Here is a 25,864-nt window from a genome sequence, read left to right on the forward strand (position 1 = left end):
AAGCTCAGGACGAGGCCCGCTCCGCCAGCTCGGTGGCCAGGACGACCTGGCGCCGCTCCAGGCCCCGGGACACCGCGGGACGCCGGTCGGCGATCTCCTCCAGCAGCAGGTCGATCATTCTGCGGCCCATCTCCTCGATGGGCTGGCGCACGCTGGTGAGCGGCGGGTCCATGTGGCGGGCGATGGCGGAGTCGTCGTAGCCGACGAGCGCCACGTCGTCGGGGATACGGCGGCCCTGTTCGCGCAGCACCTGGCGGGCGCCCGCCGCCATCACGTCCGAGCCGGCGAAGACCGCGTCCAGGCCGGGACGGCGCTCCAGCAGCGCGGTCATCGCGCGCCGGCCGCCCTCCTCGGTGAAGTCACCCGGCTCGATCAGCCGCTCGTCCACCGTCTGGCCCGCATCGCGCAGGGCGTCGCGGTAGCCGTCGACGCGGCGCGCGGCGCCGTACACGTCGAGGCGTCCGGTGATGTGGGCTATGGCGTGGCGGCCGCGGGAGAGCAGGTGCTCGACGGCCTGCCGGGCGCCGCCGTAGTTGTCGGAGTCGACCGAGGTGAGGGTCTCGGCGGCGGATCTCGGGCCGCTGATCACGGCCGGTATCTCCAGCTGGGCCAGCAGGTCGGGCAGCGGGTCGTCCGCGTGCACCGAGACCAGCAGGACGCCGTCCACGCGGTGCGCGGCCAGGTACTGGGCCAGGCGCTGCCGCTCCCGGTCGCTGCCCGCGAAGATCAGCAGCAACTGCATCTGGGTGTCGGACAGTTCGGCGCCGACGCCCTTGAGCATGTCCGAGAAGTACGGCTCGGAGAAGAATCGGGTCTCCGGCTCGGGAACGACCAGGGCGATCGCGTCGGTGCGGTTGGCGGCCAGCGCGCGGGCGGCCGTGTTCGGGACGTAGCCGAGCTCGGCGACCGCCGCCTCCACGGCGGCACGGGTGGCGTCGCTGACCCGGGGCGAGCCGTTGATCACCCGGGAGACGGTGCCCCGCCCGACACCGGCGCGCGCGGCGACCTCTTCGAGGGTGGGACGCCCACCGCTCCGGCCCCGCGCTCCGTGGCTTGCCATGGGCTCCGCCTTTCGCCGTTGTCCTGTCCCTGGCCTGGAATTTAACAGTCCCGTGCGGGAGTGTGACCTTTCCCCGGGTGCTGCTGCCGGCGTCACCACGGCCCCGCCCTCATCCAGTTAACAGCCCGATAACTGAACGCATCTCTCCGCTCCCATGCCCTTGACACCCCCGCCCGGACCGACGACTCTTCAACACATCACTTGTGGGAGCGCTCCCACGGTACCTGACACATACACATCCCGCACGTTCCCCGCCCGAGCCGCAGCGAGAACTAACGGGCCCAACAATGCAGTTGGCCGGGGGGTCGGCACGTCAGGGCAACAGGAGGACGCAATGCGAGCACGTACCCGAATCCGCCGCAAGGCGGTTGTCCTCGCGGCGGTGGCGTCGCTGGGCGCCGGGCTGCTGGCCGGCTGTGCCGACGACGGCAACGACGACGACAGCTCCACGTCGGACGGCGGTGGCGGCGGCAAGACCAAGATCACCCTTGGTCTGTTCGGCACGGCCGGTTTCGAGGAGTCCGGTCTCTACAAGGAGTACGAGAAGCTCCACCCGGAGATCGACATCCAGCAGACCGTCGTCGAGCGCAACGAGAACTACTACCCGGCCCTGCTCAACCACCTCACCACCAACAGCGGCCTCCAGGACATCCAGATGGTCGAGGTCGGCAATATCGCCGAGATCGTCCAGACCCAGTCCGACAAGCTGCTCGACCTGTCGAAGTACGGCAAGAAGAGCGACTACCTGGAGTGGAAGTGGGAGCAGGCCACCACTGAGGGCGGCCAGACGATCGGTGTCGGCACCGACGTCGGCCCGATGGCCATCTGCTACCGCAAGGACCTCTTCCAGAAGGCCGGGCTGCCCACCGACCGCGAGGAAGTCGGCAAGCTGTGGGCCGGCAGCTGGGAGAAGTTCGTCGAGGTCGGCAAGGACTACCAGGCGAAGGCCGGCAAGAGCACCACCTTCCTGGACTCCCCCGGCGGTCTGCTCCAGGCCATCCTCAGCGGTGAGAAGGACCGCTTCTACGACTCCTCCGGCGAGGTCATCTACAAGACGAACCCGGCCGTGAAGTCCGCGTTCGACCTCACCGCCGAGGCCGCCGAGGCCGGACTGATCGGCAACCAGACGCAGTTCCAGCCCGCCTGGGACACCACGATCGCCAACAGCAAGTTCGCCGCGATGTCCTGCCCGCCGTGGATGCTCGGCTACATCAAGGGCAAGTCGAAGCCCGAGGCGGCCGGCAAGTGGGACATCGCCCAGGCGCCGCAGTCCGGCAACTGGGGCGGCTCCTTCCTGACCGTGCCCAAGTCCGGCAAGAACGCGGAGGAGGCCGCGAAGCTGGCCGCCTGGCTGACCGCTCCCGAGCAGCAGGCCAAGCTCTTCGGTGTGCAGGGCAGCTTCCCGTCCACCCCGGCCGCGTACGAGTCGACCGAGGTGACCAGCGCCAAGAACGACATGACCGGTGACGCGCCGATCGGCACGATCTTCGCGCAGGCCGCCGAGAACATCCCGGTCCAGACGATCGGCCCGAAGGACCAGATCATCCAGCAGGGTCTGACCGACAACGGTGTGGTCCTGGTGACCCAGGGCAAGTCCGCCAAGGACGCCTGGGACAACGCCGTCAAGACCATCGACAACGCCCTGGACCAGTGACCCGGATGAGCACTGGGCACGACACCGCCGCCGCGTCCCCCGCAAAGGAGGGGGGCGCGGCCCCGGGCCGCCCGTCCGGCGGGGGTCCGGTCACCGAGCAGGAGCGGCGGCGCCGGTCGAGGCTGTCCCGCCGCTGGCAGCGGGACGTGCGCTGGAGTCCGTACGCCTTCGTCTCGCCGTTCTTCCTGCTGTTCCTGGCGTTCGGCCTGTTCCCGCTCGTCTACACGGGCTGGGCCTCGCTGCACCAGGTGGAGCTGACCGCGCCCACCGACATGGAGTGGGTGGGTCTGCGCAACTACACGCGGATCTTCGACGACGACTTCTACTGGAACGCGGCGCAGAACACGCTGACGATCGGCATCATCTCGACCGTTCCGCAGCTGATGATGGCGATGGGCATCGCGCACATCCTCAACTACAAGCTGCGCGCTTCGACCTTCTACCGGGTCGTCATGCTCGCTCCGTACGCGACCTCGATCGCCGCCGCCTCGCTGGTCTTCGTGCTGCTGTTCGGCCGCGACTACGGCATGATCAACTGGGCGCTGGGTGCCGTCGGGATCGACAACATCGACTGGCAGAACGACACATGGGCCTCCCAGATCGCGGTCTCCACGATCGTCATCTGGCGCTGGACCGGCTACAACGCGCTCATCTACCTGGCCGCGATGCAGGCGATCCCGCAGGACCTGTACGAGTCGGCGGCGCTCGACGGTGCCAGCCGCTGGCAGCAGTTCTTCCATGTCACGCTGCCCTCGCTGCGCCCGACGATCCTGTTCACGGTCGTCGTGTCGACCATCGGCGCCTCCCAGCTGTTCGGTGAGCCGCTGCTGTTCGACGCGAACAAGGGCGCCTCCGGGGGACCCGAGCACCAGTTCCAGACGCTCGGCCTGTACCTGTACGAGCAGGGCTGGGTCAACCAGCACCTGGGCCGCGCCTCCGCGATCGCCTGGACGATGTTCCTGATCCTCATCGTGATCGGGATCGTCAACTACGTCATCTCGCGCCGGCTGCGCGCCAGTAGTTAGGAGACCGGCCGTGACGACGACCTTGACGAAACCCGATTCCCCCGAGGACCGGCGGCCGCGCGTGCGGCGGCCCAGGTCGGCGCGGGCCGGCGGGCAGATGCACGCCGGGCCGATCGCGTACATCATCCTCGCGCTGTTCACCATCGGCTCGCTGTTCCCACTGGTGTGGACGGCGATCGCCGCCTCCCGTGACAACCAGCGGCTGGCCGAGGACCCGCCGCCGTTCTGGTTCGGCTCGGGCCTCTTCGACAAGCTGGAGATCGCCTGGAAGGACGCCAACCTGGGCGAGGCCTTCCTCAACACCACGATCGTGGCGGGCATTTCCGCGGTGACGATCGTCGTGCTGTCGACGGTCGCCGGGTTCGCCTTCGCCAAACTGCGCTTCAAGGGCCGCAACGCCATGATGCTGATCGTGATCGGCACCATGATGGTGCCGCCGCAGCTCAGCATCATCCCGCTGTACATGCTGGTCGCCGAGCTCGACTGGACCGACCAGCTCCAGGCGGTCATCTTCCCGTCGCTGGTCAGCGCGTTCGGGGTGTTCTTCATGCGGCAGTACCTGCTCCAGGCGCTGCCGGACGAGATCATCGAGGCGGCCCGGGTGGACGGCGCGAGCAGCTGGCGTGTGGTGTGGCACGTGGTGTTCCCGGCCGCCCGCCCCGCGATGGCCGTGCTGGGCATGCTGATGTTCGTGCAGACCTGGAACGACTTCCTGTGGCCGTTCCTGGTGCTGACGCAGACCGGCAACCCGACCGTGCAGGTGGCGGTCGCGGGCCTGGGCCGCGGCTACACGCCCGACCAGTCCCTGATCATGGCGGGCGCGCTGCTCGGCACGCTGCCGCTGCTGGTCGTCTTCGCGATCTTCGGCAAGCAGATCGTGGGCGGCATCATGCAGGGCGCGGTCAAGGGCTGACGCCCGCATTCCCCAAGGGGCCGGGTCACCGCCGCCTCGGCCCCTGTTCTTCCCCCCCATTCCCCCCCCAACCCGTCGGTCTTCACGACCTCCTATGGGAGCGCTTCCATGCCTGAGTCCGCACAGCCGGTGAACCCGGTGACCTTTCCTCCCGCCTTCCTCTGGGGCGCGGCGACCTCCGCGTACCAGATCGAGGGGGCGGTGCGGGAGGACGGCCGTACGCCCTCGATCTGGGACACCTTCAGCCATACGCCGGGCAAGACGGCCGGTGGCGAGACCGGTGACATCGCTGTCGACCACTACCACCGCTTCCGCGACGACGTGGCGCTCATGGCCGAGCTGGGGCTGACCGCGTACCGCTTCTCGATCTCCTGGTCCCGGGTGCAGCCGACCGGGCGCGGGCCCGCGGTCCAGCGGGGCCTGGACTTCTACCGCAATCTGGTGGACGAGCTGCTCGCGCACGGCATCAAGCCCGCGGTCACCCTCTACCACTGGGATCTGCCGCAGGAGCTGGAGGACGCGGGCGGCTGGCCGGAGCGGGACACTGCGTACCGGTTCGCCGAGTACGCGCAGATCGTCGGCGAGGCCCTCGGCGACCGCGTGGAGCAGTGGATCACGCTCAACGAGCCCTGGTGCAGCGCCTTTCTGGGCTACGCCTCGGGCGTGCACGCGCCCGGCCGTACGGACCCGGCCGCCTCCCTGCGCGCCGCGCACCACCTCAACCTGGCGCACGGCCTCGGCGCTTCGGCGCTGCGCTCGGTGATGCCGGCCCGCAACTCGGTGGCGGTGAGCCTCAACTCCTCGGTGGTCCGGCCGGTTTCCGACGACCCGGAGGACCTGGCGGCACGGCAGCGCATCGACGACCTGGCCAACGGCGTCTTCCACGGCCCGCTGCTGCACGGCGCCTACCCGGAGACGCTGCTGGCGGCGACCTCGGCGGTGACGGACTGGTCCTACGTCCAGGACGGCGATCTGGCCGCCATCAACCAGCCGTTGGACGCGCTGGGCCTCAACTACTACACGCCGACGCTGGTTTCGGCGGCCTCGTCGAAGCTGGCCGGCCCGCGCGCGGACGGCCACGGGGCGAGCGCCTACTCCCCCTGGCCGGGCGCGGACGACGTGGCGTTCCACCAGACGCCGGGCGAGCGCACGGAGATGGGCTGGACGATCGACCCGACGGGCCTGCACGAGCTGATCATGCGGTACACGCGGGAGGCACCGGGCCTGCCCCTGTACGTCACCGAGAACGGCGCGGCCTACGACGACAAGCCCGACCCGGACGGCCGGGTCCACGACCCCGAGCGGATCGCCTATCTGCACGGCCACCTCGCCGCGGTCCGCCGGGCCATAGAGGACGGCGCGGACGTCCGCGGCTACTACCTGTGGTCCCTGATGGACAACTTCGAGTGGGCCTACGGCTACGGCAAGCGCTTCGGCGCGGTGTACGTCGACTACGCGACGCTGGAGCGCACCCCGAAGTCGAGCGCCCTGTGGTACGGGCAGGCCGCCCGCACGGGGACGCTGCCGGCGGTGGAGACCATCTAGAACGGGGGGACGGGGCGCGGCACCCTAGGGGAGTGCCGCGCCCCGGCTTTTCCTGGGGCTACTTGTAGGCGGCGAACGCCTTCGAGAAGGCGTTGGCCTCCTGGACGATCGAGCTGCACGTGGCGTCGGCGTAGTTCTTGGCGCCGCCCGCGCACTGCTTGTCGCGCGTGCCGGACCACATCGACAGCCAGCCGATCCCCTTGGACTTGGCGAAGTTCACCAGCTGGGTGGCGTCGTCGACCTTGAAGATCTCGGTGGTGACGTCGTTGACGCCGATCATCGGGGTGACGGCGACGGCCTTCCAGGCGGCGCTGTCGCTCAGCCCGAGGACACCCTTGATCTGGGCCTGAGTGGCGGTGGCGGCCTGCTCGGCGTAGGTGCCCATGTCACCGCTGTACGCCGGGCCGTAGTCCATCGCCATGATGTTGACGGTGGCGATGTCGACGCCGTTCTTCCTGGCGTCGGCCAGCAGGTCGACGCCGGCCTGGGTCAGGCCCTCGGGCATGACCGGGAGGGTGAAGGAGACGTTCAGGCCGGGGTGCTGCTTCTGGAGCTTGGCGATGGCCTGGGCGCGGCGGGTGTTGGCCGCGGTGTCGGGCAGCGCGCCGCCCTCGACGTCGAAGTCGACCTTGGTGAGGTCGTAGGCGTCCACGACCTTGCCGTACGCCGTGGCCAGCGCGTCCGCCGAGGAGCAGGTCGTCGCCAGCTCGCTGCCGGCCGCTCCGCCGAAGGAGACCCGGACGTCGCCGCCCTTGGCGCGCAGTGCGCCGATCTGCCCGGCGACCGCGTCGCTCGCCAGGTCGCTCACGCCGCCCCACTTGGGTGTGCAGCCTCCGCCGTCGGTGACGAAGGCGAGGTTGTAGTCCTTCACGCCGGTGGCCGCGGCGGTGGCGACCAGGTCGAAGGCCGGGTAGAGCGAGGTGTCGACGTACGGGGCGAAGCCGGCGTTCGTCGTGGTGCCGCCGCCGGTGCTCTCCGAGGGGGAGGGCGAGGCAGTGGCCGTGGGTGTGGGGGTCGGGGTGGCGCTCTGGGTCGGCGTCGGGGTCGCCGTCTCGGTCGGGCGACCGGTGGGCTCCGGGGTGGCGCCGTCGTCCGCGGAGCACTTCGCGTCGTCGATGAGACAGCCGGTCGGGTCGCCGGAGCCGTTGACGACGAAGCCGACGGTGACGGACTCCCCGGCCGCCAGACCGTCCTTGTCCCAGGCCGCGGGCTTCACGGTGACGTGCGCGCCGCTGACGCTCGACTCGGCGTTCCACAGCGAGCTCAGCTTCGTGCCCGACGGCAGGTCGAACTCCAGGGTCCAGTCCGCCTTCGCCGCCCCGCTGTTGTTGGTGACGACGTACTGCGCGGTGTACCCGCTCGACCAGTCGCTGGTCTTCGTGTACGCCGCGCCCACGCCGGCCGCCTGCGCGGTGCCGGTGAGGAAGACGGCGCCGCCACCGACCACGGCCGCGGCGACGAGGCCGCCTATCGCCTTGTTCCTGCCACTGACCTTGCGCCGGTGGATGCTCATCGCCTGCCTGCTTTCGCTGCTCACGGGGGTGGGTGCGGCAGCACGCTAGCGATGCGAAATCGGGCAAACGGCCTGATCGGGACGGGGGTTGAGGATCTTAGGGTGCGCTTAAGGAAGGGATCGGGGACGGTTAATGGTTGAGACCAATCTGCCGGTACGGCGCCTGCGCACACGGTGTCCCCGGCGCTCGGGCGCCCGCCCGTCCAGCTGGATCCAGATCCGCACCTCGGTCCCGCCGAGCACCGACGCCCCGATCCGTACGTCCCCGCCCGTCGACTCCGCGAGCCGGCGCACGATGTCCAGACCGAGCCCGGTCGACCCGGCGCTGCCGGAGCCCCGCCCGCGGGCCATCGCCGCCTCCGGGTCGGGTATGCCGGGGCCGGCGTCGGAGACGAGCACGATCACCGCGTCCTCGCCGTTGTGCACGTCGACGGCGAAGGCCGTGCCCTCGCGCGTGTGCCGGAAGACATTGCCGAGCAGGGCGTCCAGGGCCGCCGCGAGGTCCGCCCGGGCCACGGGTATCCGCACCGGCCGGTCGACGCCGGCCACCCGCACCTTGCGGCCCTCGTCCTCGGCCAGCGCCGACCAGAACGCCATCCGCTCCCGGACCACCTCGGCCGCGTCGCATCCGGCGCCCGGACCGGCCGCCGCGGTCTGCGGCTTGGCCTCCCTCGCCGTGCGGATGATCGTGTCCACCTCGCGCTCCAACTGCGCGACGGCGGCCCGGGTCTGGTCGGCGGCCGGACCCTCGCCGAGCGAGGCCGCGTTCAGCCGCAGCACGGTGAGGGGTGTACGCAGCCGGTGGGACAGGTCGGCTGCCAGCTCCCGTTCGTTCGCCAGGAGTTGGACGACCTGGTCGGCCATCGAGTTGAACGCGACGGCGGCGAGCCGCAGTTCGTTCGGCCCCTCCTCGGGCACCCGGGAACCCAGCTTGCCCTCCCCCAGCTCGTGCGCGCCCTCGACCAGGCGCTGCGCGGGCCGCACCATGCGTACGCCGAGCCGGTCGGCGACCGCGACCGAGCCGACGATCAGCGCGACGCCCACCGCGGCGAGCACGGCCCAGGCGGTGGAGACGCCGTTGCTGACCTCGGCCTCGGGGACGTACACCTCCACGACGGCGATCTCGCCGGAGCTCAGCGCGACGGGCTGGAGCAGGGTGGATCCGCCGGACACCTCGGTGGTGGAGGCGCGGCCGAGCCGTCGTACGGTCGCGATGTCGTCGGCTGCGGCGCGCTGCCGTCCGATGTCGACGGCCGCGGACCGGCCGGCCGCCGGTATGTGCACGGCCATCTCGGCCTCGGCGCCGGCCGAGGCCACGACGCGTTCGAGCTGGTCGCGGTCGGAGGTGATGGACAGCGCCGGGGCGACCGCGGCGGCCTCCCGCTCGGCGTTGGAGAAGGCGCGGTCGCGGGCCATCTCCTTGATGACGAGTCCGAGCGGCACCGCGAAGGCGAGCACGACCATCGTGGTGACCGCCAGCGAGACCTTGACCAGTGCCCATCTCATCGCGGCGGCCCCGCTTCCGCGCCGGGCGGCTCCAGCTTCACGCCGACTCCGCGCAGGGTGTGCAGATAGCGCGGGCTGGCGGCGGTCTCGCCGAGCTTGCGGCGCAGCCACGACAGATGCACGTCGATGGTCTGGTCGTCGCCGTAGGACTGCTGCCATACCTCGGCGAGCAGTTCCTTGCGCGGTACGACGACTCCGGGCCGGCCGGCGAGGAAGGCGAGCAGGTCGAACTCGCGGCGGGTGAGGTCCAGCCGTACGCCGTCGAGTTCGGCCTGGCGGCGCAGCGGGTCGACGGTCAGGCCGCCGACGCGGAGCACGGACTCCGGCTGCGCCTCGCCCACGGCGGCCCGGGACCGTCGCAGGACCGCGGCCATCCGGGCGGAGAGGTGCTCGACGGAGAACGGCTTGGTCAGGTAGTCGTCCGCGCCCGCGTTCAGCAGGCGCACGATCTCCGCCTCGTCGTCGCGCGCGGTGGCGATGATCACAGGCACGTCCGTGATCCCGCGCAGCATCTTCAGGGCCTCGGACCCGTCCAGGTCGGGCAGACCGAGGTCGAGGACGACCACGTCGAAACGGAAATGGGCGACCTCGCGCAGCGCCTCAAGCGCGGTGCCGACACTGCGCACGGTGTGTGCGGCGTCGGTCAGATGCCGGATGAGGGCCGAGCGTACGAACTGGTCGTCCTCGACCACGAGCACACTTGCCATGCGCCGCACCGTACGCCATGCGGGCGAGTCCGGTCCGGGCCTGTGGACAACTCCGCCCCTGTGGACAGCCGGGCGACACGTGTGGGACGCGTGAGGCAGTATGGCCCGCGATGCGCAGAGGACTCGTACACGCACTTGCTTGGTCGCTCGCCACGGGCGCGGCGGTCACGCTGTCGTGGTGGGGTGTCCACACGGTGATGGCGGGCACGGCGTACGACCCGCCGCGCGCCCTGCCGATCACGGCGGGGGACGCGGATGCGACGACGCAGGATTCGCGGCCGGTGGTCTCTTCTACGAAGAGGTCTACTCCGCCTTCGGGGAGTGCCTCGCCCTCGCCGACGGGGGCGCCCCGGACCCCCGCACCGTCGAAGTCGCCGGCGGCGAGCCCCAGCCCCTCCCCCACCTCCTCCGGCCAGGTCAAGAGTTACGACACCGAGGGTGGGCGGGCGGTGTTCGATCTCGGGGAGACTTCCGCGACGCTGGTGTCGGCGACGCCGGGGGCCGGGTGGTCGATGCAGGTGTGGAAGACCGAGACGTGGATTCGGGTGGAGTTCAGCCAGGGGGCGGATCGGGTGTCGGTGTTCTGTACTTGGCATGACAGTGCGCCGCGGGTGGAGATCGGGACGTACTAGCGCTGCGGGCCGGTCAGCGGAAAATGGACTGTGGCGGGGCCGGTGAGGCCACCGCTGCCGCGTCCGTGACCGGGGTCGCGCCGCCGGTGAAGTCGGTCAGGGGCTTGCCGTGTTCCACTCGGCCGGGGTGGGGGTCCGAGGCGGCGCGGCGGGTCAGTTCGGTGATGGGGAGCGGGTGGTCGGAGGCGACCAGGACCGCGTTGCCGAAGCGCTTGCCGCGCAGCACGGTCGGGTCGGCGACCAGCGCGAGTTCACCGAAGCGGGCGGCGGCCGTGGCGATCTGGCCGCGCAGATGGGCCAGCGGCGGCCCGTCGGCGAGGTTGGCGGCGTACCAGCCCCCGGGCCTGAGGGCGCGGCGGACCTCGTCGAGGAACTCGGCCGAGGTCAGATGGGCCGGGGTGCGGGCGCCGCTGAACACATCGGCGATGACGAGGTCGGCCCAGCCGTCGGGCACCTTGGCGAGCCCCTCGCGCGCGTCCGCCGACCGCACCCGGATCCGGGCGCTGCGCTCCAACGGCAGTTCCCGGCGCACCAGTTGGACGAGCGCGGCGTCCCGCTCGACGACCTGCTGGGTGGAGCGGGGGCGGGTGGCGGCGACGTACCGGGCCAGGGTGAGCGCTCCGCCGCCGAGGTGCACGGCCTGCACGGGCCGGCCCGGCGGGGCGACGAGGTCGATCACATGGCCGAGGCGCCGCTGGTACTCGAAGGAGAGGTACGCCGGATCGTCGAGATCGACGTGCGACTGCGGCGCTCCGTCGATCAGCAGCGTCCACGCCCGCTGCCGGTCCCGATCGGGTATGAGCTCGGCAAGCCCACCGTCGACGGCTTCGACGACGGCGGCGGGGGCGCCGGAGCGCCGGGAATTCTTGGACTTGCCCATTCCGCCATTATGCGGAGCGGGGGGTGATCACGCCCCCGCGGCCCGTTCGGCCGGCCTCACTGACAGTTGTCCGCCGCCTCGATCAGCCGGGCCGCCTCCCCCAGGGCCCTGCGCAGCACGGCGGGATCCGTCGCGAGGTCCGCCTCCCCGGGCGGCAGCAGCCAGTCCGAGCCTTCTTCGTCGCCCTCCTGTCCCGGCGGCTCGGGATGCAGCCGCAGTCCCCGTCCGTCGGTCTCCGTGCAGGTGCTCCCCGGCATGTCCCAGGCCGCCGCCGTCCCGGCCGGCACCACGAACCCGAGCGTGTCGCACCCGCCGTCGTGGAGCACCGGCCCCACCGCGTCGACGGCCCCGCGCCGCAGGATGTCGACCGCCTCAAGACCCTGCCGTGCCGGCACGGTCACCAGGTCACAGGCGACGCCCGTGCACGGGGGTGCGCTGCACTCCGGTGTCGGCGGGTGTCCCGCCGTCGTCAACTGCGTAGAAGGATCGATGCTCTGGCTGGTCTCCATCCCGGCCTCCACCACGGAACCCCTCCTCGAACGAGTGGGTCGGGAGTCGGGCGGCTCCCGGTCCATGGAGTTCAACGCGTCGGCGCGTCAACGGCTACGGAGGAAGTCCGCTGCAAAGGATGGCAGTTCATGGCAGATCCCGGATGAGATATCCGGTTTGTAGCCAAACACCGCATGGCGGGTCCGGCGCAGCCGGTACGTTCTAGCCCGCCGGACCCCGGGTGAACGAAGCGAACACAACGTTCAATTCGCTCAACTCGCCCAGGATCCGGCATGGTTCGACGGTTCGCACGAGAGGACCCGGCCATGGCGTCGTCAGAGCTGACCTCGTCCCAGCCCACCAGGCCACCGCGGCCGAATCTCGCGTTCCGGCAGCTGCGCGGACAGCGCTCGCCGGCCGAGTTCGCCGCGGCGGTGCGACGGGCCGCGCGCGAGATCGGCGAGCGGGTGAGCTGTGACGCGCGCTACGTCGGCCGGGTCGAGGCGGGCGAGATCCGCTGCCCCAACTACGCGTACGAGCGGGTGTTCCTGCACATGTTCCCCGGTCGCACGCTCGCCGACCTCGGCTTCGCGCCCCGCTCGTCCGTACGCGGGCGCCGGGCGCACGTCGACGAGGACGCGCTCCCCTCGCACCTCACGAGCCCGGTGCACACCACGAGTGAGACGTGGGGGGTGCGCGAGCCGTATGACACGCCGGACCCGCAAGACCACGACACCACGCACGAGAACCCCGAGGAGAGCGACGTGCTGCGTCGCGCATTCATGACCGGCGGAGGCGCCACGGTGGCCGCCGCCTCGCTGAGCCCGTTCGGGCTCGTTGCCAGCGCCTCGGCCGCGGAGCCTGCCGTCCGGCGCGCCGGGACGGGCGAGGCGGAGGCCCTGGAGGAAGCCGTCCGCAGGATCCGGCTGCTGGACGACCGGCACGGGGCCGACGGCCTCTACCGGCGCGCGGCGGCTCCGCTGCGCGCCGCCTACGCGCTGCTCGACGCGGGCACGATGCGTCGGTCGGCCGGCGAACGGCTCCAGTCCGGCGCGGGCGAACTGGCCATCTCGGTCGGCTGGCTCGCGCACGACTCCGGCCGGTTCGACGACGCGCGCTCCCACTACGCGGAGGCGCTCGCGACGGCCCGGATGGCCGGGGACCCGGCGCTGGAGGCGCACGCCTTCTGCAACATGTCGTTCCTCGCGCGAGACGGGGGACGGCCGCGTGAGGCGGTGCGTGCCGCGCAGGCCGCGCAGCGCGTCGCGCGCGAACTGGGCTCGGCCCGGCTGATGTCGCTGCTCGCGCTGCGCGAGGCGGGCGGCTGGGCGGGGCTCGCCGACCCCACGGGCTGCGCGCAGGCGCTCGCCCGCGCCCAGGCCCTCTACGAGCGGGGCCGCTCGGACGCCGACCCCGAGTGGATGAGCTTCTACGGGGAGGCCGAGCTGGAGGGCCTTGAGGCGCAGTGCTGGTCGACGCTGGGCGACTGGCGACGGGCGGCGCGGCACGCGGGGCGGGCGGCGCAGCTCCAGGATCCGCACTTCACCCGCAACATCGCCCTGTACACGGCGGAGCTGGCGGACGACCTGGCCCGCGGCGGACGCCCGGACGAGGCGGCGGCCGCCGGAATGCGGGTCCTGGACCTGCTGGGCGAGGTCCAGTCCTCCCGCATCCAGACGATGCTGGCGGGCACGGCCCGGGTCCTCCTCCCCCACCGGCGCGCCTCGGAGGTGTCGACGTTCCTGGACCGGCACGCGAGCCTGCCGCGGGCGGTGTGAGGCGGGGCCCGAGCCCTCAGGGGCGCCAGGGCACGCGGTGCTCCAGAAGGTGCAAGTACGTGGTGAACATGGCGTCCCAGCCGTCCGGGAACTTCACCAGCGTGCCCAGCTGGACCGGTTCCGTGGACGGGTAGTCGTCGAGGAGGTCGGTCACCCCGGCCCGGCAGATGACGATGCAGGCGTGGCGGTGGCGGGAGGTCAGGACGCAGAGGCGGCCCGTCTCCAGGTGGAAGGCGGTGGCGTCGGGGCGGCCGGACAGCGGGTGCAGGACCACCGTCACGTCGTACTCCCGGCCCTGGAGCCGGTTCGCCGTGTCGACGGTGACGTCGGTGACGCCCAGCTCCGCCAGCGCCGCACGGACCGCGGCCGCCTGGTCGCGGTGGGCCGTGCCGACGGCGATCCGGTCGGCGGTCAGGGGGGTGGGGTCGGGCGAGCGCTCCGAGGTGGCCGCGCCGCCCCGGTCCAGCAGGCGTCGTACGACCGTCGCGACGGCCCGGACCGCCTCCGGGTCCGTGCGCGGGGTGTGCCGGGCGGGGAGTTCGAGCAGGCCCCAGCCCGCCTCGGCGGCTTCGTCGATCACCCGGTCGGGGCCGGAGCCGTCCGAGGGCGCGGCGAAGGACAGCCGACGGTCGCCGTGGTCCGTGCCGCTGCGGAACGGTGTGAACGGGTAGAACGCGTCGGAGACCAGGGGCGCGGCCGAGGCGGGCAGGCGCCAGGACACGGGCAGGCGGTGCTGGGGCAGCTCCGGGTTGTGCGCGAGCAGCGTGGTCACCGCCGAGGCCGAGGGGTCGTACGACAGCCCCGCCCACTGCTCGCTGCCGACGATCGCGAACGGGTCCAGCTGCCCCGGGTCGCCGACGAACAGCGCCCGCTCGAACAGCCCCGCCACGGCCAGCAGCGAGTCCGAGCGCATCTGGTACGCCTCGTCGACGATCGCGCGCCGCCACGGCTCGTCGACCTTCACATGCGCCCACTTGGCGGCCGTGGAGATGGTGACCGGAAGGCCGGTCAGGTCCGCCGCCTTCGCCGACTTCCGTACGTTCGGCAGCTCGTCCAGCGCCTTGTCGTACGGGTCGGCGTCGCTGCTGTGCAGCCGTCCCACCGGCAGCTCGGGGTTCTTCTCGGCGAGCCGCAGGACCAGGTCGTCGACCTGGGCGTTGGTCTGCGCGACGACCATCAGAGAGCGCCCGGTGTCGGCCAGTTCCAGCGCCGCCCGCACCACGAGCGTGGACTTGCCGGCGCCCGGCGGGGAGTCGACGACAACGCCGCGGTGCGTGCCGTGCAGTGTGTCGGCGAGGATCGCGTCGGTGGCCCGGGCGGCCGCGGCTCCGGGGTCGAAGACGGTGGTCACAGCACGTCCTCCGCGGTCAGCGGATCGGCGGCCTCGGGTGCGGCCTCGCCGGGCGGCCCGCCGTGCGTCCACGGGGTCTGCTCCGGATCCGGCAGCTTCGCCCCGCCGCGCTGCTCGTGCTCGAACAGCGTGAACAGCACCCGGTCGCCCTTCTCCGGCACCGACCCCTCCTCGGGTTCCTTGCCACGGCCCATCTTGTCCACGATCCGCAGGACCAGCACGGCACCGTCGTCCTCGCGCCCGACGACCTCCGCCGCCTGCGGTTTCCCGCCCAGCGAGCGGTACGCCTTGGCCCGCTCGCCCAGATGCGGCCGGTCGTCCGTACGAACGGTCACCAGCGGGCGCGGGCTCGGCCGCCTGCCCTCGCTGTACGCCATGACGACGTCCGTGACCTCGCCGGCGAACGCCTCCCCGTTCAGCCTCCGTGCGGCCATCACCAGCGGGTCGTCCAGCGCCTCCTGGGCCTCCAGCCGCGCCTGTTCTCGCTCACGGGAGGCGAGTTTGTTCGCGGCGGTCACGGCATCGTCCCGGCGCGGCTGCGGGGGTTCGCCGGCGAGGATCCGGTCGCGGTGCGCGGTGAACGACCAGCGGTCGCGCGTCCACCGCTCCTCGACATGCGCGCCGTCCGGCAGCGCCCGCAGCAGGTCCAGGCCCTGCCACACCGCGTCCCAGGCGGGCCGGGCGCAGCTCTCGACGAGCGCCCGGATCTCCCGCTCGGCCGCGGTCAGCGCCCCGAACCGGTCGTCCGCCTCCAGGCCGTCCTCGGCGGCGGCCAGCGCGGTGCGGGCACGGTCGTAGCGCTCGACGGCGGGCGCGAGCAGCTTGTTGTCGAACGCCGGGTCGGTGGCCGGGCCCGCGGGCGGGCACAGCAGCTGGCCGCGGTCGTCGCGCGCGAGCTCCGCGCGCAGCGCCGCCTCGGCACCGCTCGCACCCTCCGGCGGGTCGATCCAGGCGAGCAGCGCGCCCAGGTGCTGGTCCTCCAGGCTGGACTGCCCGGTCGCCCAGTGCCGGGCCAGGGCATCGGTCATGGCCAGCAGCAGCGACGACCCGGGCACCCGGGCCCGCTCGCCGTAGTGGGTCAGCCACCGGCCGAGCAACGGCACCCGGGGCGGCGCGGGGTGCGGAGTCTCCAGATCCTGCTCCGCCGTACGCCGGAACCGCATGGACCGCCCGAGCAGGCGTACGAACTCCAGACCGGTGCGGCTCGGCACGATCAGCTGCGGCGCGTCCGCGCACAGGTCCACCTCGACCTTGACGCGCTTGCCCGTCTCCGGATCCGTCTCGGTGCGCTCGGCCGCCTCCACGACGTCCGCGTAGGCCTCGACGTACGGCAGGACGACGTCGGCCAGCTCGGCCAGGAACGTGAACCTGAGGTCGCGGTCACGCGGCTGGGGTACGACCAGCAGGCGCGGCGCGTCCCGGTCGGTGCCCACCAGCGCGCCGAGCGGGGCGCCGGTCTCACCGTGGGTGGTGAGCGGCACGAAGACCAGGGGCCGCTCAGACAGATGCCGGTGCCGGACGGTCGCCGACGGCTGCGCGCGGCCCGTACTGACCGCTTCGAGACGCGCGAGGGTGGCAATCAGGGACACGGGACCGCCTCCCGCCCGCCGAGCGCCTCGGCCCGCAGCCGCGCCGCTCTGCGCAGCGCCGCCACCGCCGGATCGTCGGGATCCCCGGCCTCCCCGCGGGCCGCCGCCAGTACGTCCTCGACGGTGGTCAGTCCGCCCAGCTCGGCGCGGACCGAGCGGCCCAGGGAGGTGACCGCACCGGCGGTGCGGGAGCGGTCACGGCAGTGGAAGGCCAGCTCGCACGTGGACAGGCACTCGGGCGAGTAGGCCGCCGGAACGGCCTCCACGGCGGCCGTCAGCTCGTCGGCGGGCAGCTCGGGCGAGAAACACGTGCCCTCGGGCAGCGCGTCGGCGATGTCCTCGATACGGGTGAGCCGGGTCAGCTGACGGGCGGTCACCGCGCGCTGCTTGCGGACGTCGACGGCGGAGGCGGTGGGCAGGTTGGAGAAGTCCTTGGGGCAGACGAGAAGGATGTCGTGCCGCACGCGCGGGGCCGGGTCGAGCCGTGCCGCCACCTGCTCAAGCGCCAGTACGTACACCGCCGACTGCCGGGCCGCCGCACCCACCTTCGCCGGGTCCGCGGAGCCGTCCAGCATCGGGAACGACTTGATCTCCACCACAGTCCAGCTGCCGTCCGGGTGCACGACCACCGCGTCCGGCTCCAGGAACGCGGGCGAACCGGCCACGTCCAGCGCGAGCATCGGATGGTCCAGCAGCGTCCAGACGCCCGGCTCGGCTGCGGCCTCGCGCAACGCCAGCGCCGTACGGGCCGCGCGGCCCTCGGGGCCGGTCGCCGAGAGCTCCGGCACACGCGCGTGGGCGGGCGGTTCGGCGGACCGGTCGAGCTTCTCGTGCGCGAGCCGCAGCAGTTCCGCGCCGCCGTCCGCCTTGACCCGCGCCTCGAAGGCGTTCCCGCGCGTGAGGGCGAACTGCGACTGCCCGAAGGCCGACGGCGCGCCCAGCGCGCTCGCCAGCGCCGTCTTGTTCACCCCGGCGCCGTCAAGGATCGCGCGCCGCTTGCAGCCGGGGTTGGCGGCGAGGGCGGCCAGGGCGCGCGCGTCGAGCGCCTTGGCCGGTACGTCGGGGCCGCGCAGCTCAGCGAGCCGGTGCCGGAGCGCCGTCCCCCGCGTCCGAGGGAGAGGCGTCCGGCTCGGCCTCGGATCCGAACCGTGACTCGCGCTGGCGTGGAATTCGCTCACCCGCGGAAGTCTGGCATCCGGCACTGACAATTGAGGTCTCTGCGCCGGGAGAGGCAGTGGGAGCGCCCGTGCGAGCGGGGTCGGAGGACTGTGCCGCGATCAGCGATCCGCGTCCGGCGAACCTGGCCCTGATCCGGTCCGCGCAGCGCATCACATACGGCGTGAGCAGCAGTCCGACGCCCATGACGGCGGCGCCCGCGACCGCGTCGAGGAAGTAGTGGTTGGCGGTGCCCATCACCACGATGGTGGTCACCAGGGCATAGATGACGCCGGCCGCCTTCGCCGTACGCGTACCGCCGTAGCGCCAGAGCATCACTCCGCACCACAGGGCCCAGCCCACGTGCAGGCTGGGCATGGCCGCGTACTGGTTCGTCATGCCGCCGAGACCGCGCGGTGCGCTGGCCTCGCCGCCCCACCAGCCGTACGAGCTGTAGTGGGCCATCGTGTCCACGAAGCCGTGCGTCGGGGAGAGCAGCCGGGGCGGGCAGGTCGGCAGCAGGGTGAAGCCGATCAGGCCGATGAACGTGGACGTCATCAGCCAGGTGCGGGCCGCGCGGTAGCGCACGGCACGCCATCTGAAGACCCAGATCAGGAGGGCGGGCGTGACCACGTAGTGCAGCGAGGCGTACCAGAAGTCGGCCGGCACACCGAGCCAGGGCTCACGGGTGAAGAGGCGGTTGAGCGGGTGCTCTGCGTTCAGGTACAGCATCTTTTCGATGCGCAGGATCTCCAGGCCGTGGTCAACGGCCGAGGAGACGTCGCCACGGGCGAGCAGGCGGCCCGCCGAGTAGCAGGCGTACACCAGAACGATCAGCGGCAGTTCGGTCCACCAGCGCAGACGGAGCCTTGGAGCCGCCCCTTTGCCCGGTGTCTCGGCGTGCGGCATCCGATCGCCTCCCCCTTCTCTTCGCGCGGCGCCGGTTGCCCGGACCGGCCACTTTACGATGTTTGCGCGCGCCTGCGCAGGGCGCCCCCGGCCCTGATAGACGCTGAGATCGCCCGACGGGTTGCCCTGACACAGGGTGCGCGATGATGGGTGGGTTCCGCCTCGCATATTGCGGGTCCTCACCTCGCACCATCCTGGAAGGGCGCTCGATCCCATGGCACCGCGCATTCTGTTGGCCCGGCACGGACAGACGGAGTGGTCGCTGTCCGGCAAGCACACCGGGCGGACCGATGTGCCGCTGCTGGAGGAGGGCCGGCGGGGGGCGAAGCTGCTGGGCGAGCGTCTGCACAGGTCACCGCTGGACGGGCTGCCGGGAGTCGAGGTGCGGACCAGTCCGCTGGTACGCGCGCGTGAGACGTGCGAACTGGCCGGGTTCGGCGAGCGGGCAGGCGTCTGGGACACGCTCATGGAGTGGGACTACGGCGCGTACGAGGGCATGACGCCTGCGGAAATACAGGCTGTTCGCCCCGGTTGGCTCATCTGGCGGGACGGTGTTCCCGAGGGGGAGAGCCTCGCCTCGGTGACCGCGCGCGCGGACGAGGTGGTCGCGTGGGCGCGTGAAGCGGACCGCGACGTTCTGGTCTTCGCCCACGGCCACATCCTGCGCTCGATCGGCGCGCGCTGGCTGGGGCTGCCGCTGGACTTCGCCGCGCGGATCCGCCTGAACCCGACGTCGCTGTCGGTGCTGGGCTGGGCGTACGGCGAGCCGGCGATCGAGTCGTGGAACGACCTGGGGCACCTGGCGGGCTGACGCGCCGGTCGACGGCCTGCCCACCGCCGCACGCCTGCGACCTGCGCCCCCACGCGCTCTTGCGCGGTCGCGGGACAATGGACGGTGGCCCGGTTCGCAGGAGGGTCATTCGTGACGTACGAGGAGGAGAAGACATGGCGGAGCCCACGCCGCGTCGGAACGAACCGCGGCTACGCCCCGCGCCCCTGCTCTTCGAGCCGACCCAGGCAGCGGCCGACCCGGAGCACTTCTTCGACCTGGAGTCGATCGACGACCCCCGGCAGCTGCTGGAGCGGGCGACGGAGCTGACGCTGGCGTTCCGGGCGGCGGCCGACCGTGCCGTGGAGTTCCAGGCCGTCGCGGCGGCCCAGCTCGCCGATCCCCGCCGCTTCGACCGGCTGACGCCGGCGGACATCGCCGCGCGGGCGGAGTGGACCGAGGACTACGCCAAGAAGATGGTCGAGTTCGGCAGGGACCTGATGCGCGGGGCGGGCGAGAGCCGGGAGCACGTCGACCCCGTGTGAGCCCCCGTGCGGACCCGGCCGCGAGGCCGTGGTGGCATATGCCAGGCGGGCAAGATACCCCTTGCCACCCGCCCTTGTCCCGGTTTCCGGCAACCCTCAGAAACGGAACGCTCACGGCCGGTAAAACTGGTTGCCATGAGCAGCTTCCTCGGCGCCTCGGGCGTCACCCCGGACGGAGCCGCCTGGCTGGCCTCGGCAGGAACGTATCCCCGCACCACCCTGGACTTCCGGGAGGAGCGGCCGGACGCCCCGGTCGTGCTGCCCTGCGGGACGGTCTTCGACGTGGTCGGCGTTCCCGCGATCTTCGGCCGCCGGATGCTCGACCGGCTGTGGGACGAGGGCCCGGGCTCGGGCCCGGTGGCGGTGTTCCGGGGGCGGATGCTGCTGTTCGCCGCGCCGGGCACCGCCCAGCGGCTGCCCTCGCTGCTGCGCTGGGAGGAGTTCGGCCGCACCGGGGACATCCCGCCACTGCTGTGCCACGGCAACGGCGACGCGGTGACCGTCCCCGCCCCGGCCGCCGCCCCCTCCTTACCCCCGTCCGGCTCCCGCTGGCTCGTCGCCCCGGACACCCGCCACCCGTGGCTGCCCGGCCCGGAGATCCTGCTGTGGGCGGCCGTACGGGCGGCCCGCGCCGCCGTGCGTATATCGATTTTTCCTCCCGCCGATCAGGATGCTAAGGTCTACGACGTCAGCAGGCGCCGCTAGCTCAGTTGGTTAGAGCAGCTGACTCTTAATCAGCGGGTCCGGGGTTCGAGTCCCTGGCGGCGCACAGACGGTGAAGGCCCTTCGCGAAAGCGGGGGGCCTTCGCTTTTGACCAGGCTCGGCCCAGGCGCCGGGGCAGTCGGCTGGGGGTCTGGGGGTTATCCCCCAGAAGAAGCAGCATCAGCGGGTCCGGGGTTCGAGTCCCTGGCGGCGCACAGACAGTGAAGGCCCCTCGCAAGCGCGAGGGGCCTTTCACATGTGTCCGGAACCGGTCACCTCGTCGCGATCCGGACCGTCCACGCCCCCGACGGTGTCCGGCCCTCCACGTCCACGCGTACGTTCTCCCCCGGCACCGTGAAGCTCTCGCCGAGGGCGACGGGGGCGTCCGCGAGGGGTGGGTAGACCGACTCTTCCCAGCAGGCCTCGGTGCGTGGGTGGGCGTCGAGGACCTCGACCGGGCCGCGGCCGGACTCGGCGCCGCTGCGGATCCGGTAGACGAGGATTCCCTGCCGGCAGACCGCCGCGTCGTTGCCGACCGGGCCGCGGGCCTCGAAGGCGAGCGCGCTGTCGGGGCCGGTGCGCACGACCGCGAGCTTGGTGCCGTTGCCGAGCCCGAAGACCGGTGCCCCGGCCGCCCCCCGCACCGGGACCTCGGGCCCCGCCCCGAGCGGCTCCAGGGTGATCCGGGCGCCGCCCGCCCCCTGGACGCAGGCCACCTGGCGCGGCTGGAGCCAGCCGAGCTTCCACTTGTGCCAGCCGAACAGGTCCGGGGCCAGCCCGAACTGGCTGCCCATCAGGTCCCAGTCGCCGACGTGGGTGTCCCAGTCGCCCATGCCGTCCATCGGCCGGTGGTAAAGATCCGGCAGATCGAACACGTGCCCGGTCTCATGGGCGAGGACCAGCCGGTCCGGCGGGTGCTTCTCGAACACCGTGACGACCCGCCGGATGTCCGTGCCGTCGGCCCGCAGCGGAGTGTCCAGGTTGACGACCTTCGTGGCGTCGGAGTCCACGCCGGGCGCGTCCGGGTCGGCCACGAAGTACACGACGTCGTAGCGGGAGAAGTCGACCCGGCCGTCGGCCGCGGCGAGGGCGTCGCGCAGGTAGGCGGCCCGGTGCGGGGCGGTCCAGTCGCGCTGTATGGCGTACGCCGTCGACGGATGCGGCATACGGATCCAGTCCGCGAGCGGATGCGGGCGCAGGGTGAACCTGCCATAGGAAGCACGTTCGAAGAAGCGGGTGGTGGCCGGGAAGTGGTCGGCGGTCAGCTCGGCGGGGCTGGTCAGCGGGACCGAGTCGGGGAAGGACAGGAAGACCATCACCGCGTCCAGCGAGCGGGCCGGGCGCGGGTAGGCGGCGTTCCAGGTGTCGACGCCCTCCGAGTGGTGGGCCTCGGTGCGCTTCAGGGCACAGGGCTGCGCCGAGAACGGCTCGGCGACCGAGGGGGCGGAGACGAGGGAGGTCGCGGCGAGCGCCGACATGGTGGTGAACACGGCGGCGGTGCTGCGCAGTCGGGGCCATTCCCGCAGCCGGACCAGCCCCCTGGCGGTTCCTCGGCCGAGTCCCCGGAAGACCTCACGGGTGAGTCCCCTGAGCGGGAGCTGACGCGGCACGTGGACCTCCGGGAGCGGTTCGCGGGACACCGCACCCAGCCTGTGTTGATTTGTCACACAATGCCCTGTTTACCTGCACCGGACGAGTGAGGAGGCAAGAGAAAGGGCAAGGGACCGCTGGGGCGACACCCCGAAATCGCTCACGGACCGTCACAAGCGGTCGGTGGCCCGCAAAACCGGTTCAGACGCGGGCAGAAACGATCTGCCAGAAGGGCGGACCGTTCCGGGACACTGGAGAGTGGCTGGAAGGGCCCGGGACCAACCTCTATGATCGGCACACTTTCCTGACCCTTTGCTGTACTGTCCTGATCCCCTTTCCTGCACGGCCCCGGCCCGGCGGCCGCCCGGTCGGTCGGCCTCCCGACGAGACCCATCCGAAGAGCGAGTGCACTGCGGGAGCGAGCGGTGAGCGGAACCTCCGAAGGGCCGGCGCCCGCGGCAGATCTCATCGGGCCGGCCGTCACAGAGAGTAACAACGGGTCTGCTTCTCGTACCGGACCCGACGGCCGGCCGCTGCCGCTGCCTTTCCGGTCCGCCTTCCACGCCGCCCCCCTCGCGATGGCCGTCGTGGACCGCGAGGGCCTGGTCACCGGCGCCAACTCCGCACTGGGCGAGCTGCTCGGCACCACCGCGCAGGCGCTGGCCGGGACCGTGGCCGCCGATCTGGTGGACCTCACCTCGGACGCCCGGACCTGGCACGCGTACCGCGAGATGCTGCGCGGCCGGCAGGCCAGACTGCGCTGCACGCGCCGGCTCAAGCACCCCGACGGGCACTCCCTGTGGGTGCAGGTCTCGATCGCGCCGCTCGCCGCCGAGGAGCGGGGCGGCGTCCTGCTGTCCGTCGCCGACATCAGCGCCCGCCGTGAACTCCAGGCCCGGCTGCGCCACTTGCAGAACCACGACCCGGTCACCCGGCTGCCCAACCGCACCCTGTTCTTCGAACGCCTGTCGGCCGCGCTGGAGCCGGAGGCGTACGAGCTGAGCGGCACCGGACGGATCGGGCTGTGCTACCTCGACCTCGACGGGTTCAGCGCGGTCAACGACACCCTCGGGCACCGGGTGGGCGACCGGCTGCTGTCCGCCGTGGCGGAGCGGCTGACGCGGTGCGCGGACGAGGCCGGTTACGCCCGGGTGAGCGCGCCGCTGGTGGCCAGGCTCGGCGGCGACGAGTTCGCGCTGCTGGTCGAGGACTCCACCGGGACCGAGCAGTTGGCGGATCTGGCCGAGTCGGTCCTGACGGCGCTTCAGGCGCCCTTCGACATCTCCGGGCGCCGGCTGTCGGTGTCGGCGTCGATCGGTGTCGTGGAACGGCATGCGGCCGGGACGAGTCCCACCGCGCTGATGCAGGCCGCCGACACGACGCTGTACTGGGCGAAGGCCGACGGCAAGGACCGCTGGACGCTCTTCGACCCCGAGCGCAACGCGCACCGGATGACCCGTCAGGCCCTGGCCTCCACCCTCCGCCCGGCCATCGACCGCGGGGAGTTCGTGCTGGAGTACCAGCCGCTGGTGGGGATGGCGGACGGCCGGGTGCGCGGGGTGGAGGCGCTGGTGCGCTGGAACCATCCCCAGTTCGGCACGCTGACGCCGAATCGGTTCATCGGACTGGCCGAGGAGGACGGCTCGATCGTGCCGCTCGGGCGGTGGGTGCTGGCCGCGGCCTGTCGTCAGGCGCGCCGCTGGCAGCTGACGCATCCCGGCGAGCCGCCGATCTTCGTGAGCGTGAACGTGGCGGTTCGTCAGGTCTGGGACTCCGACCTGGTGGCGGACGTGGCGAAGACGCTCGCGGAGACCGGGCTCGCGCCGCATCTGCTCCAGCTGGAGCTGACCGAGTCGGCGGTGATGGGCTCGGGGGGCCGCCCGCTCCAGGCCCTCCAGGCGCTCAGCGACATGGGCGTGCGCATCGCCATCGACGACTTCGGGACCGGCTACTCCAACCTCGCCTACCTCAGCCGGCTGCCGGTGTCCGTCCTGAAGCTGGACGGCTCCTTCGTCAAGGGTTTCCAGTACGACGGTGAGGGCATCGCCCCCAACCCGGCCGACGAGGTCGTCGTGGAGGCGATGATCCAGCTCGCCCATCGGCTCGGGCTGACCGTCACCGCGGAGTGCGTGGAGACGTCGGCGCAGGCCGGGCGGCTGCGGCAGATCGGCTGCGACACCGGGCAGGGGTGGCTGTACTCCCGTCCGGTGCCGCCGGATCGTATCTCCGAGCTGCTGCGCTCGCCGGGGGTTCAGGCGGCGGTCGGCAACCCGTAGGCGTCCGCGACGAGTTCGTACGAGCGCAGGCGTACGGCTCCGCTGTGCGCGTGGGAGGTGAGCATCAGCTCGTCCGCGCCCGTGCGCTTCTGGAGGTCGTCGAGGCCGGTGCGGACCTCGTCCGCGGTGCCGTGGATGACGTTGGCGTTCCAGGAGTCGACGAAATCCCGTTCCATCGCGCTGAACGGGTGGGCCTCCGCCTCCTCCGGGGTGGGGACGAGTCCGGGGCGGCCGGTGCGCAGGCGGACCATGCTCAGGGCGGCGGACATGATCTGACGGCGGGCCTCCTTCTCCTCGTCGGTGGCGAGGGCGGAGACGCCGATGAGGGCGTAGGGAGCGTCGAGGACCGCCGACGGCTGGAAGGACTCCCGGTACAGGTCGAGGGCCGGGATCGTGTTCTGCGCCGAGAAGTGGTGCGCGAAGGCGAAGGGCAGGCCGAGGGCGCCGGCGAGACGGGCGCTGAAGCCGGAGGAGCCGAGCAGCCAGATGGGCGGGCGGTGCGGGGACTGGACGCCGCCGGGGGAGGTGGACTGAACGGGGCCCGGGACGGCGTGGATACGGCGGTAGGGGTGGCCGTCCGGGAAGTCGTCGTCGAGGAAGCGGGTGAGTTCGGCGAGCTGCTGGGGGAAGTCGTCGGCGCCCTCGTTGAGGCTGTCGGTGCGGCGGAGGGCGGCTGCGGTGGCGCCGTCCGTGCCGGGGGCGCGGCCGAGGCCGAGGTCGATGCGGCCGGGGGCCATGGCCTCCAGTGTGCCGAACTGCTCCGCGATGACGAGGGGGGCGTGGTTGGGGAGCATGACGCCGCCGGAGCCCAGGCGGATGCGGGTGGTGTGGGCGGCGAGGTGGGCGAGGATCACGGCGGGGGACGAGGAGGCTACGCCGGGCATGGAGTGGTGTTCCGCCACCCAGTAGCGGTGGAAGCCGCGGTCTTCTGCGAGGCGGGCTATGGCGACGCTGGTGCGGAGGGCTTCGGTGGCGGTGGTGCCGGAGCCTACGGTGGCCAGGTCCAGTACGGAGAGGGGGGTGGGGGCGGTGCCGTGTGTGGTGCCGCGGGTCTCGTCTGCCACCGTTTGCCTCCTGCTGGGTTTGCCGTGCGGTGTCCTGCCGGTGGCTAACAGGAGGGTGGCTCCGGTTTATTCCCGGGGGCGGGTGGGGTGGGGGTGTTTTTCTTCGCCCCCGCCGCCCCTACCCGTCCCGTCCTCCAGGGGCTCCGCCCCTTCGACCCCGGGGGGGGGGGGGGGGGCCGCGGCGCCCCCCCCCCGCGCCCGCAGGGGGCGC

22 protein-coding genes and 1 tRNA gene are annotated in these 25,864 nt (G+C 72.2%); 11 read left to right on the forward strand and 12 right to left on the reverse strand.

The annotated features are described in order from the left end of the window. Positions 1 to 4 precede the first annotated feature (4 nt). A complete protein-coding gene (locus AB0Q90_RS40905) occupies positions 5 to 1,060 on the reverse strand; it encodes a LacI family DNA-binding transcriptional regulator (RefSeq protein ID WP_363165708.1) in 1,056 nt (351 codons plus the stop codon). A 334-nt stretch (positions 1,061 to 1,394) separates the two neighbouring features. On the opposite strand from AB0Q90_RS40905, the gene AB0Q90_RS40910 reads away from it, so the two are divergent. The 4 genes from AB0Q90_RS40910 to AB0Q90_RS40925 all read left to right on the forward strand — a co-directional run bounded on the left by AB0Q90_RS40910 (position 1,395) and on the right by AB0Q90_RS40925 (position 6,197). Continuing rightward, positions 1,395 to 2,714, forward strand: a complete 1,320-nt coding sequence (locus tag AB0Q90_RS40910) for an extracellular solute-binding protein (RefSeq protein WP_363165709.1) — start codon at positions 1,395 to 1,397, stop codon at positions 2,712 to 2,714. Positions 2,715 to 2,719: 5 nt separating this feature from the next. Then, on the forward strand, positions 2,720 to 3,739 hold the full coding sequence (locus tag AB0Q90_RS40915) for a sugar ABC transporter permease (RefSeq protein ID WP_363165710.1): 1,020 nt from the start codon (positions 2,720 to 2,722) through the stop codon (positions 3,737 to 3,739). 10 nt (positions 3,740 to 3,749) lie between these two features. Beyond that, positions 3,750 to 4,652, forward strand: a complete 903-nt coding sequence (locus AB0Q90_RS40920; RefSeq protein ID WP_363165711.1) for a carbohydrate ABC transporter permease — start codon at positions 3,750 to 3,752, stop codon at positions 4,650 to 4,652. Positions 4,653 to 4,760: 108 nt separating this feature from the next. Further along, on the forward strand, positions 4,761 to 6,197 hold the full coding sequence (locus tag AB0Q90_RS40925) for a GH1 family beta-glucosidase (protein ID WP_363165712.1): 1,437 nt from the start codon (positions 4,761 to 4,763) through the stop codon (positions 6,195 to 6,197). Positions 6,198 to 6,255: 58 nt separating this feature from the next. Here the strand turns inward: AB0Q90_RS40925 and AB0Q90_RS40930 are convergent, their stop codons facing one another. The 3 genes from AB0Q90_RS40930 to AB0Q90_RS40940 all read right to left on the reverse strand — a co-directional run bounded on the left by AB0Q90_RS40930 (position 6,256) and on the right by AB0Q90_RS40940 (position 9,923). Continuing rightward, positions 6,256 to 7,710, reverse strand: coding sequence for a cellulose binding domain-containing protein (locus tag AB0Q90_RS40930; protein ID WP_363165713.1), 1,455 nt, complete (start codon positions 7,708 to 7,710; stop codon positions 6,256 to 6,258). A 108-nt stretch (positions 7,711 to 7,818) separates the two neighbouring features. Then, entirely contained in the window at positions 7,819 to 9,216 is a 1,398-nt protein-coding gene (locus AB0Q90_RS40935; protein WP_363165714.1) for a HAMP domain-containing sensor histidine kinase, read from the reverse strand. Further along, a complete protein-coding gene (locus AB0Q90_RS40940) occupies positions 9,213 to 9,923 on the reverse strand; it encodes a response regulator transcription factor (protein WP_363165715.1) in 711 nt (236 codons plus the stop codon). Before AB0Q90_RS40940 ends, AB0Q90_RS40935 begins: the two co-directional genes overlap by 4 nt. A 110-nt stretch (positions 9,924 to 10,033) precedes the next feature. On the opposite strand from AB0Q90_RS40940, the gene AB0Q90_RS40945 reads away from it, so the two are divergent. Then, the gene (locus AB0Q90_RS40945; RefSeq protein ID WP_363165716.1) at positions 10,034 to 10,555 is read left to right on the forward strand and encodes a hypothetical protein; all 522 of its coding nucleotides are present in this window, start codon (positions 10,034 to 10,036) and stop codon (positions 10,553 to 10,555) included. Between the two features lie 13 nt (positions 10,556 to 10,568). On the opposite strand, the gene AB0Q90_RS40950 is transcribed toward AB0Q90_RS40945, so the two are convergent. After that, positions 10,569 to 11,435, reverse strand: coding sequence for a fused MFS/spermidine synthase (locus tag AB0Q90_RS40950; RefSeq protein ID WP_363165717.1), 867 nt, complete (start codon positions 11,433 to 11,435; stop codon positions 10,569 to 10,571). 56 nt (positions 11,436 to 11,491) lie between these two features. Next, a complete protein-coding gene (locus tag AB0Q90_RS40955; protein ID WP_363165728.1) occupies positions 11,492 to 11,944 on the reverse strand; it encodes a hypothetical protein in 453 nt (150 codons plus the stop codon). A 306-nt stretch (positions 11,945 to 12,250) separates the two neighbouring features. On the opposite strand from AB0Q90_RS40955, the gene AB0Q90_RS40960 reads away from it, so the two are divergent. Next, positions 12,251 to 13,702: a hypothetical protein gene (locus tag AB0Q90_RS40960; protein ID WP_363165718.1), complete on the forward strand. Its 1,452-nt coding sequence runs from the start codon at positions 12,251 to 12,253 to the stop codon at positions 13,700 to 13,702. Positions 13,703 to 13,718: 16 nt separating this feature from the next. Here the strand turns inward: AB0Q90_RS40960 and AB0Q90_RS40965 are convergent, their stop codons facing one another. From AB0Q90_RS40965 to AB0Q90_RS40980, 4 genes are read right to left on the reverse strand one after another with little or no spacing between them, the layout of a single operon-like run. Beyond that, complete coding sequence (locus AB0Q90_RS40965) at positions 13,719 to 15,053, reverse strand: AAA domain-containing protein (protein WP_363165719.1); 1,335 nt, start codon at positions 15,051 to 15,053, stop codon at positions 13,719 to 13,721. Then, on the reverse strand, positions 15,050 to 16,642 hold the full coding sequence (locus tag AB0Q90_RS40970; protein WP_363165720.1) for a hypothetical protein: 1,593 nt from the start codon (positions 16,640 to 16,642) through the stop codon (positions 15,050 to 15,052). The genes AB0Q90_RS40965 and AB0Q90_RS40970 overlap by 4 nt, the downstream gene beginning before the upstream one ends. Continuing rightward, a complete protein-coding gene (locus tag AB0Q90_RS40975) occupies positions 16,633 to 17,715 on the reverse strand; it encodes a hypothetical protein (RefSeq protein ID WP_363165729.1) in 1,083 nt (360 codons plus the stop codon). The genes AB0Q90_RS40970 and AB0Q90_RS40975 overlap by 10 nt, the downstream gene beginning before the upstream one ends. Before the next feature lies 1 nt (position 17,716). Continuing rightward, positions 17,717 to 18,706, reverse strand: coding sequence for a phosphatase PAP2 family protein (locus AB0Q90_RS40980; RefSeq protein ID WP_363165721.1), 990 nt, complete (start codon positions 18,704 to 18,706; stop codon positions 17,717 to 17,719). Between the two features lie 214 nt (positions 18,707 to 18,920). Here AB0Q90_RS40980 and AB0Q90_RS40985 point away from each other — a divergent pair, with 214 nt between their 5' ends. From AB0Q90_RS40985 to AB0Q90_RS41000, 4 genes are all read left to right on the forward strand, one after another. Further along, complete coding sequence (locus tag AB0Q90_RS40985; protein ID WP_363165722.1) at positions 18,921 to 19,517, forward strand: histidine phosphatase family protein; 597 nt, start codon at positions 18,921 to 18,923, stop codon at positions 19,515 to 19,517. Between the two features lie 134 nt (positions 19,518 to 19,651). Further along, positions 19,652 to 20,020 (forward strand): hypothetical protein, encoded by a 369-nt coding sequence (locus AB0Q90_RS40990; RefSeq protein ID WP_363165723.1) that lies wholly within the window; start codon positions 19,652 to 19,654, stop codon positions 20,018 to 20,020. A gap of 135 nt (positions 20,021 to 20,155) precedes the next feature. Next, positions 20,156 to 20,725, forward strand: a complete 570-nt coding sequence (locus AB0Q90_RS40995; RefSeq protein ID WP_363165724.1) for a bifunctional DNA primase/polymerase — start codon at positions 20,156 to 20,158, stop codon at positions 20,723 to 20,725. Then, positions 20,716 to 20,789 (forward strand) — tRNA-Lys (locus AB0Q90_RS41000). Before AB0Q90_RS40995 ends, AB0Q90_RS41000 begins: the two co-directional genes overlap by 10 nt. Positions 20,790 to 20,995: 206 nt before the next feature. Here AB0Q90_RS41000 and AB0Q90_RS41005 read toward each other — a convergent pair. Next, a complete protein-coding gene (locus tag AB0Q90_RS41005) occupies positions 20,996 to 22,363 on the reverse strand; it encodes a M6 family metalloprotease domain-containing protein (RefSeq protein ID WP_363165725.1) in 1,368 nt (455 codons plus the stop codon). A 375-nt stretch (positions 22,364 to 22,738) separates the two neighbouring features. Between AB0Q90_RS41005 and AB0Q90_RS41010 the strand changes: the two genes are divergently transcribed. Then, positions 22,739 to 24,589: an EAL domain-containing protein gene (locus tag AB0Q90_RS41010; RefSeq protein ID WP_363165726.1), complete on the forward strand. Its 1,851-nt coding sequence runs from the start codon at positions 22,739 to 22,741 to the stop codon at positions 24,587 to 24,589. On the opposite strand, the gene AB0Q90_RS41015 is transcribed toward AB0Q90_RS41010, so the two are convergent. Continuing rightward, positions 24,565 to 25,653, reverse strand: a complete 1,089-nt coding sequence (locus AB0Q90_RS41015) for an LLM class flavin-dependent oxidoreductase (RefSeq protein ID WP_363165727.1) — start codon at positions 25,651 to 25,653, stop codon at positions 24,565 to 24,567. The two genes, AB0Q90_RS41010 and AB0Q90_RS41015, sit on opposite strands and share 25 nt — an antisense overlap. Positions 25,654 to 25,864: the final 211 nt, after the last annotated feature.

It is taken from the genome of Streptomyces sp. NPDC079141 (assembly GCF_040686775.1).
Taxonomy (GTDB): Bacteria; Actinomycetota; Actinomycetes; order Streptomycetales; family Streptomycetaceae; genus Streptomyces.

Bases quoted from the DNA above. Each gene is read 5' to 3' on its own strand.
- AB0Q90_RS40985 (WP_363165722.1), top strand. From the start codon at position 18,921: ATGGCACCGCGCATTCTGTTGGCCCGGCACGGACAGACGGAGTGGTCG.
- AB0Q90_RS40980 (WP_363165721.1), bottom strand. From the start codon at position 18,706: ATGCCGCACGCCGAGACACCGGGCAAAGGGGCGGCTCCAAGGCTCCGT.
- AB0Q90_RS40915 (WP_363165710.1), top strand. From the start codon at position 2,720: ATGAGCACTGGGCACGACACCGCCGCCGCGTCCCCCGCAAAGGAGGGG.
- AB0Q90_RS40945 (WP_363165716.1), top strand. From the start codon at position 10,034: ATGCGCAGAGGACTCGTACACGCACTTGCTTGGTCGCTCGCCACGGGC.
- AB0Q90_RS40955 (WP_363165728.1), bottom strand. From the start codon at position 11,944: ATGGAGACCAGCCAGAGCATCGATCCTTCTACGCAGTTGACGACGGCG.
- AB0Q90_RS40925 (WP_363165712.1), top strand. From the start codon at position 4,761: ATGCCTGAGTCCGCACAGCCGGTGAACCCGGTGACCTTTCCTCCCGCC.
- AB0Q90_RS40950 (WP_363165717.1), bottom strand. From the start codon at position 11,435: ATGGGCAAGTCCAAGAATTCCCGGCGCTCCGGCGCCCCCGCCGCCGTC.
- AB0Q90_RS40905 (WP_363165708.1), bottom strand. From the start codon at position 1,060: ATGGCAAGCCACGGAGCGCGGGGCCGGAGCGGTGGGCGTCCCACCCTC.
- AB0Q90_RS40960 (WP_363165718.1), top strand. From the start codon at position 12,251: ATGGCGTCGTCAGAGCTGACCTCGTCCCAGCCCACCAGGCCACCGCGG.
- AB0Q90_RS40940 (WP_363165715.1), bottom strand. From the start codon at position 9,923: ATGGCAAGTGTGCTCGTGGTCGAGGACGACCAGTTCGTACGCTCGGCC.
- AB0Q90_RS40910 (WP_363165709.1), top strand. From the start codon at position 1,395: ATGCGAGCACGTACCCGAATCCGCCGCAAGGCGGTTGTCCTCGCGGCG.
- AB0Q90_RS40995 (WP_363165724.1), top strand. From the start codon at position 20,156: ATGAGCAGCTTCCTCGGCGCCTCGGGCGTCACCCCGGACGGAGCCGCC.
- AB0Q90_RS40930 (WP_363165713.1), bottom strand. From the start codon at position 7,710: ATGAGCATCCACCGGCGCAAGGTCAGTGGCAGGAACAAGGCGATAGGC.
- AB0Q90_RS40935 (WP_363165714.1), bottom strand. From the start codon at position 9,216: ATGAGATGGGCACTGGTCAAGGTCTCGCTGGCGGTCACCACGATGGTC.
- AB0Q90_RS40990 (WP_363165723.1), top strand. From the start codon at position 19,652: ATGGCGGAGCCCACGCCGCGTCGGAACGAACCGCGGCTACGCCCCGCG.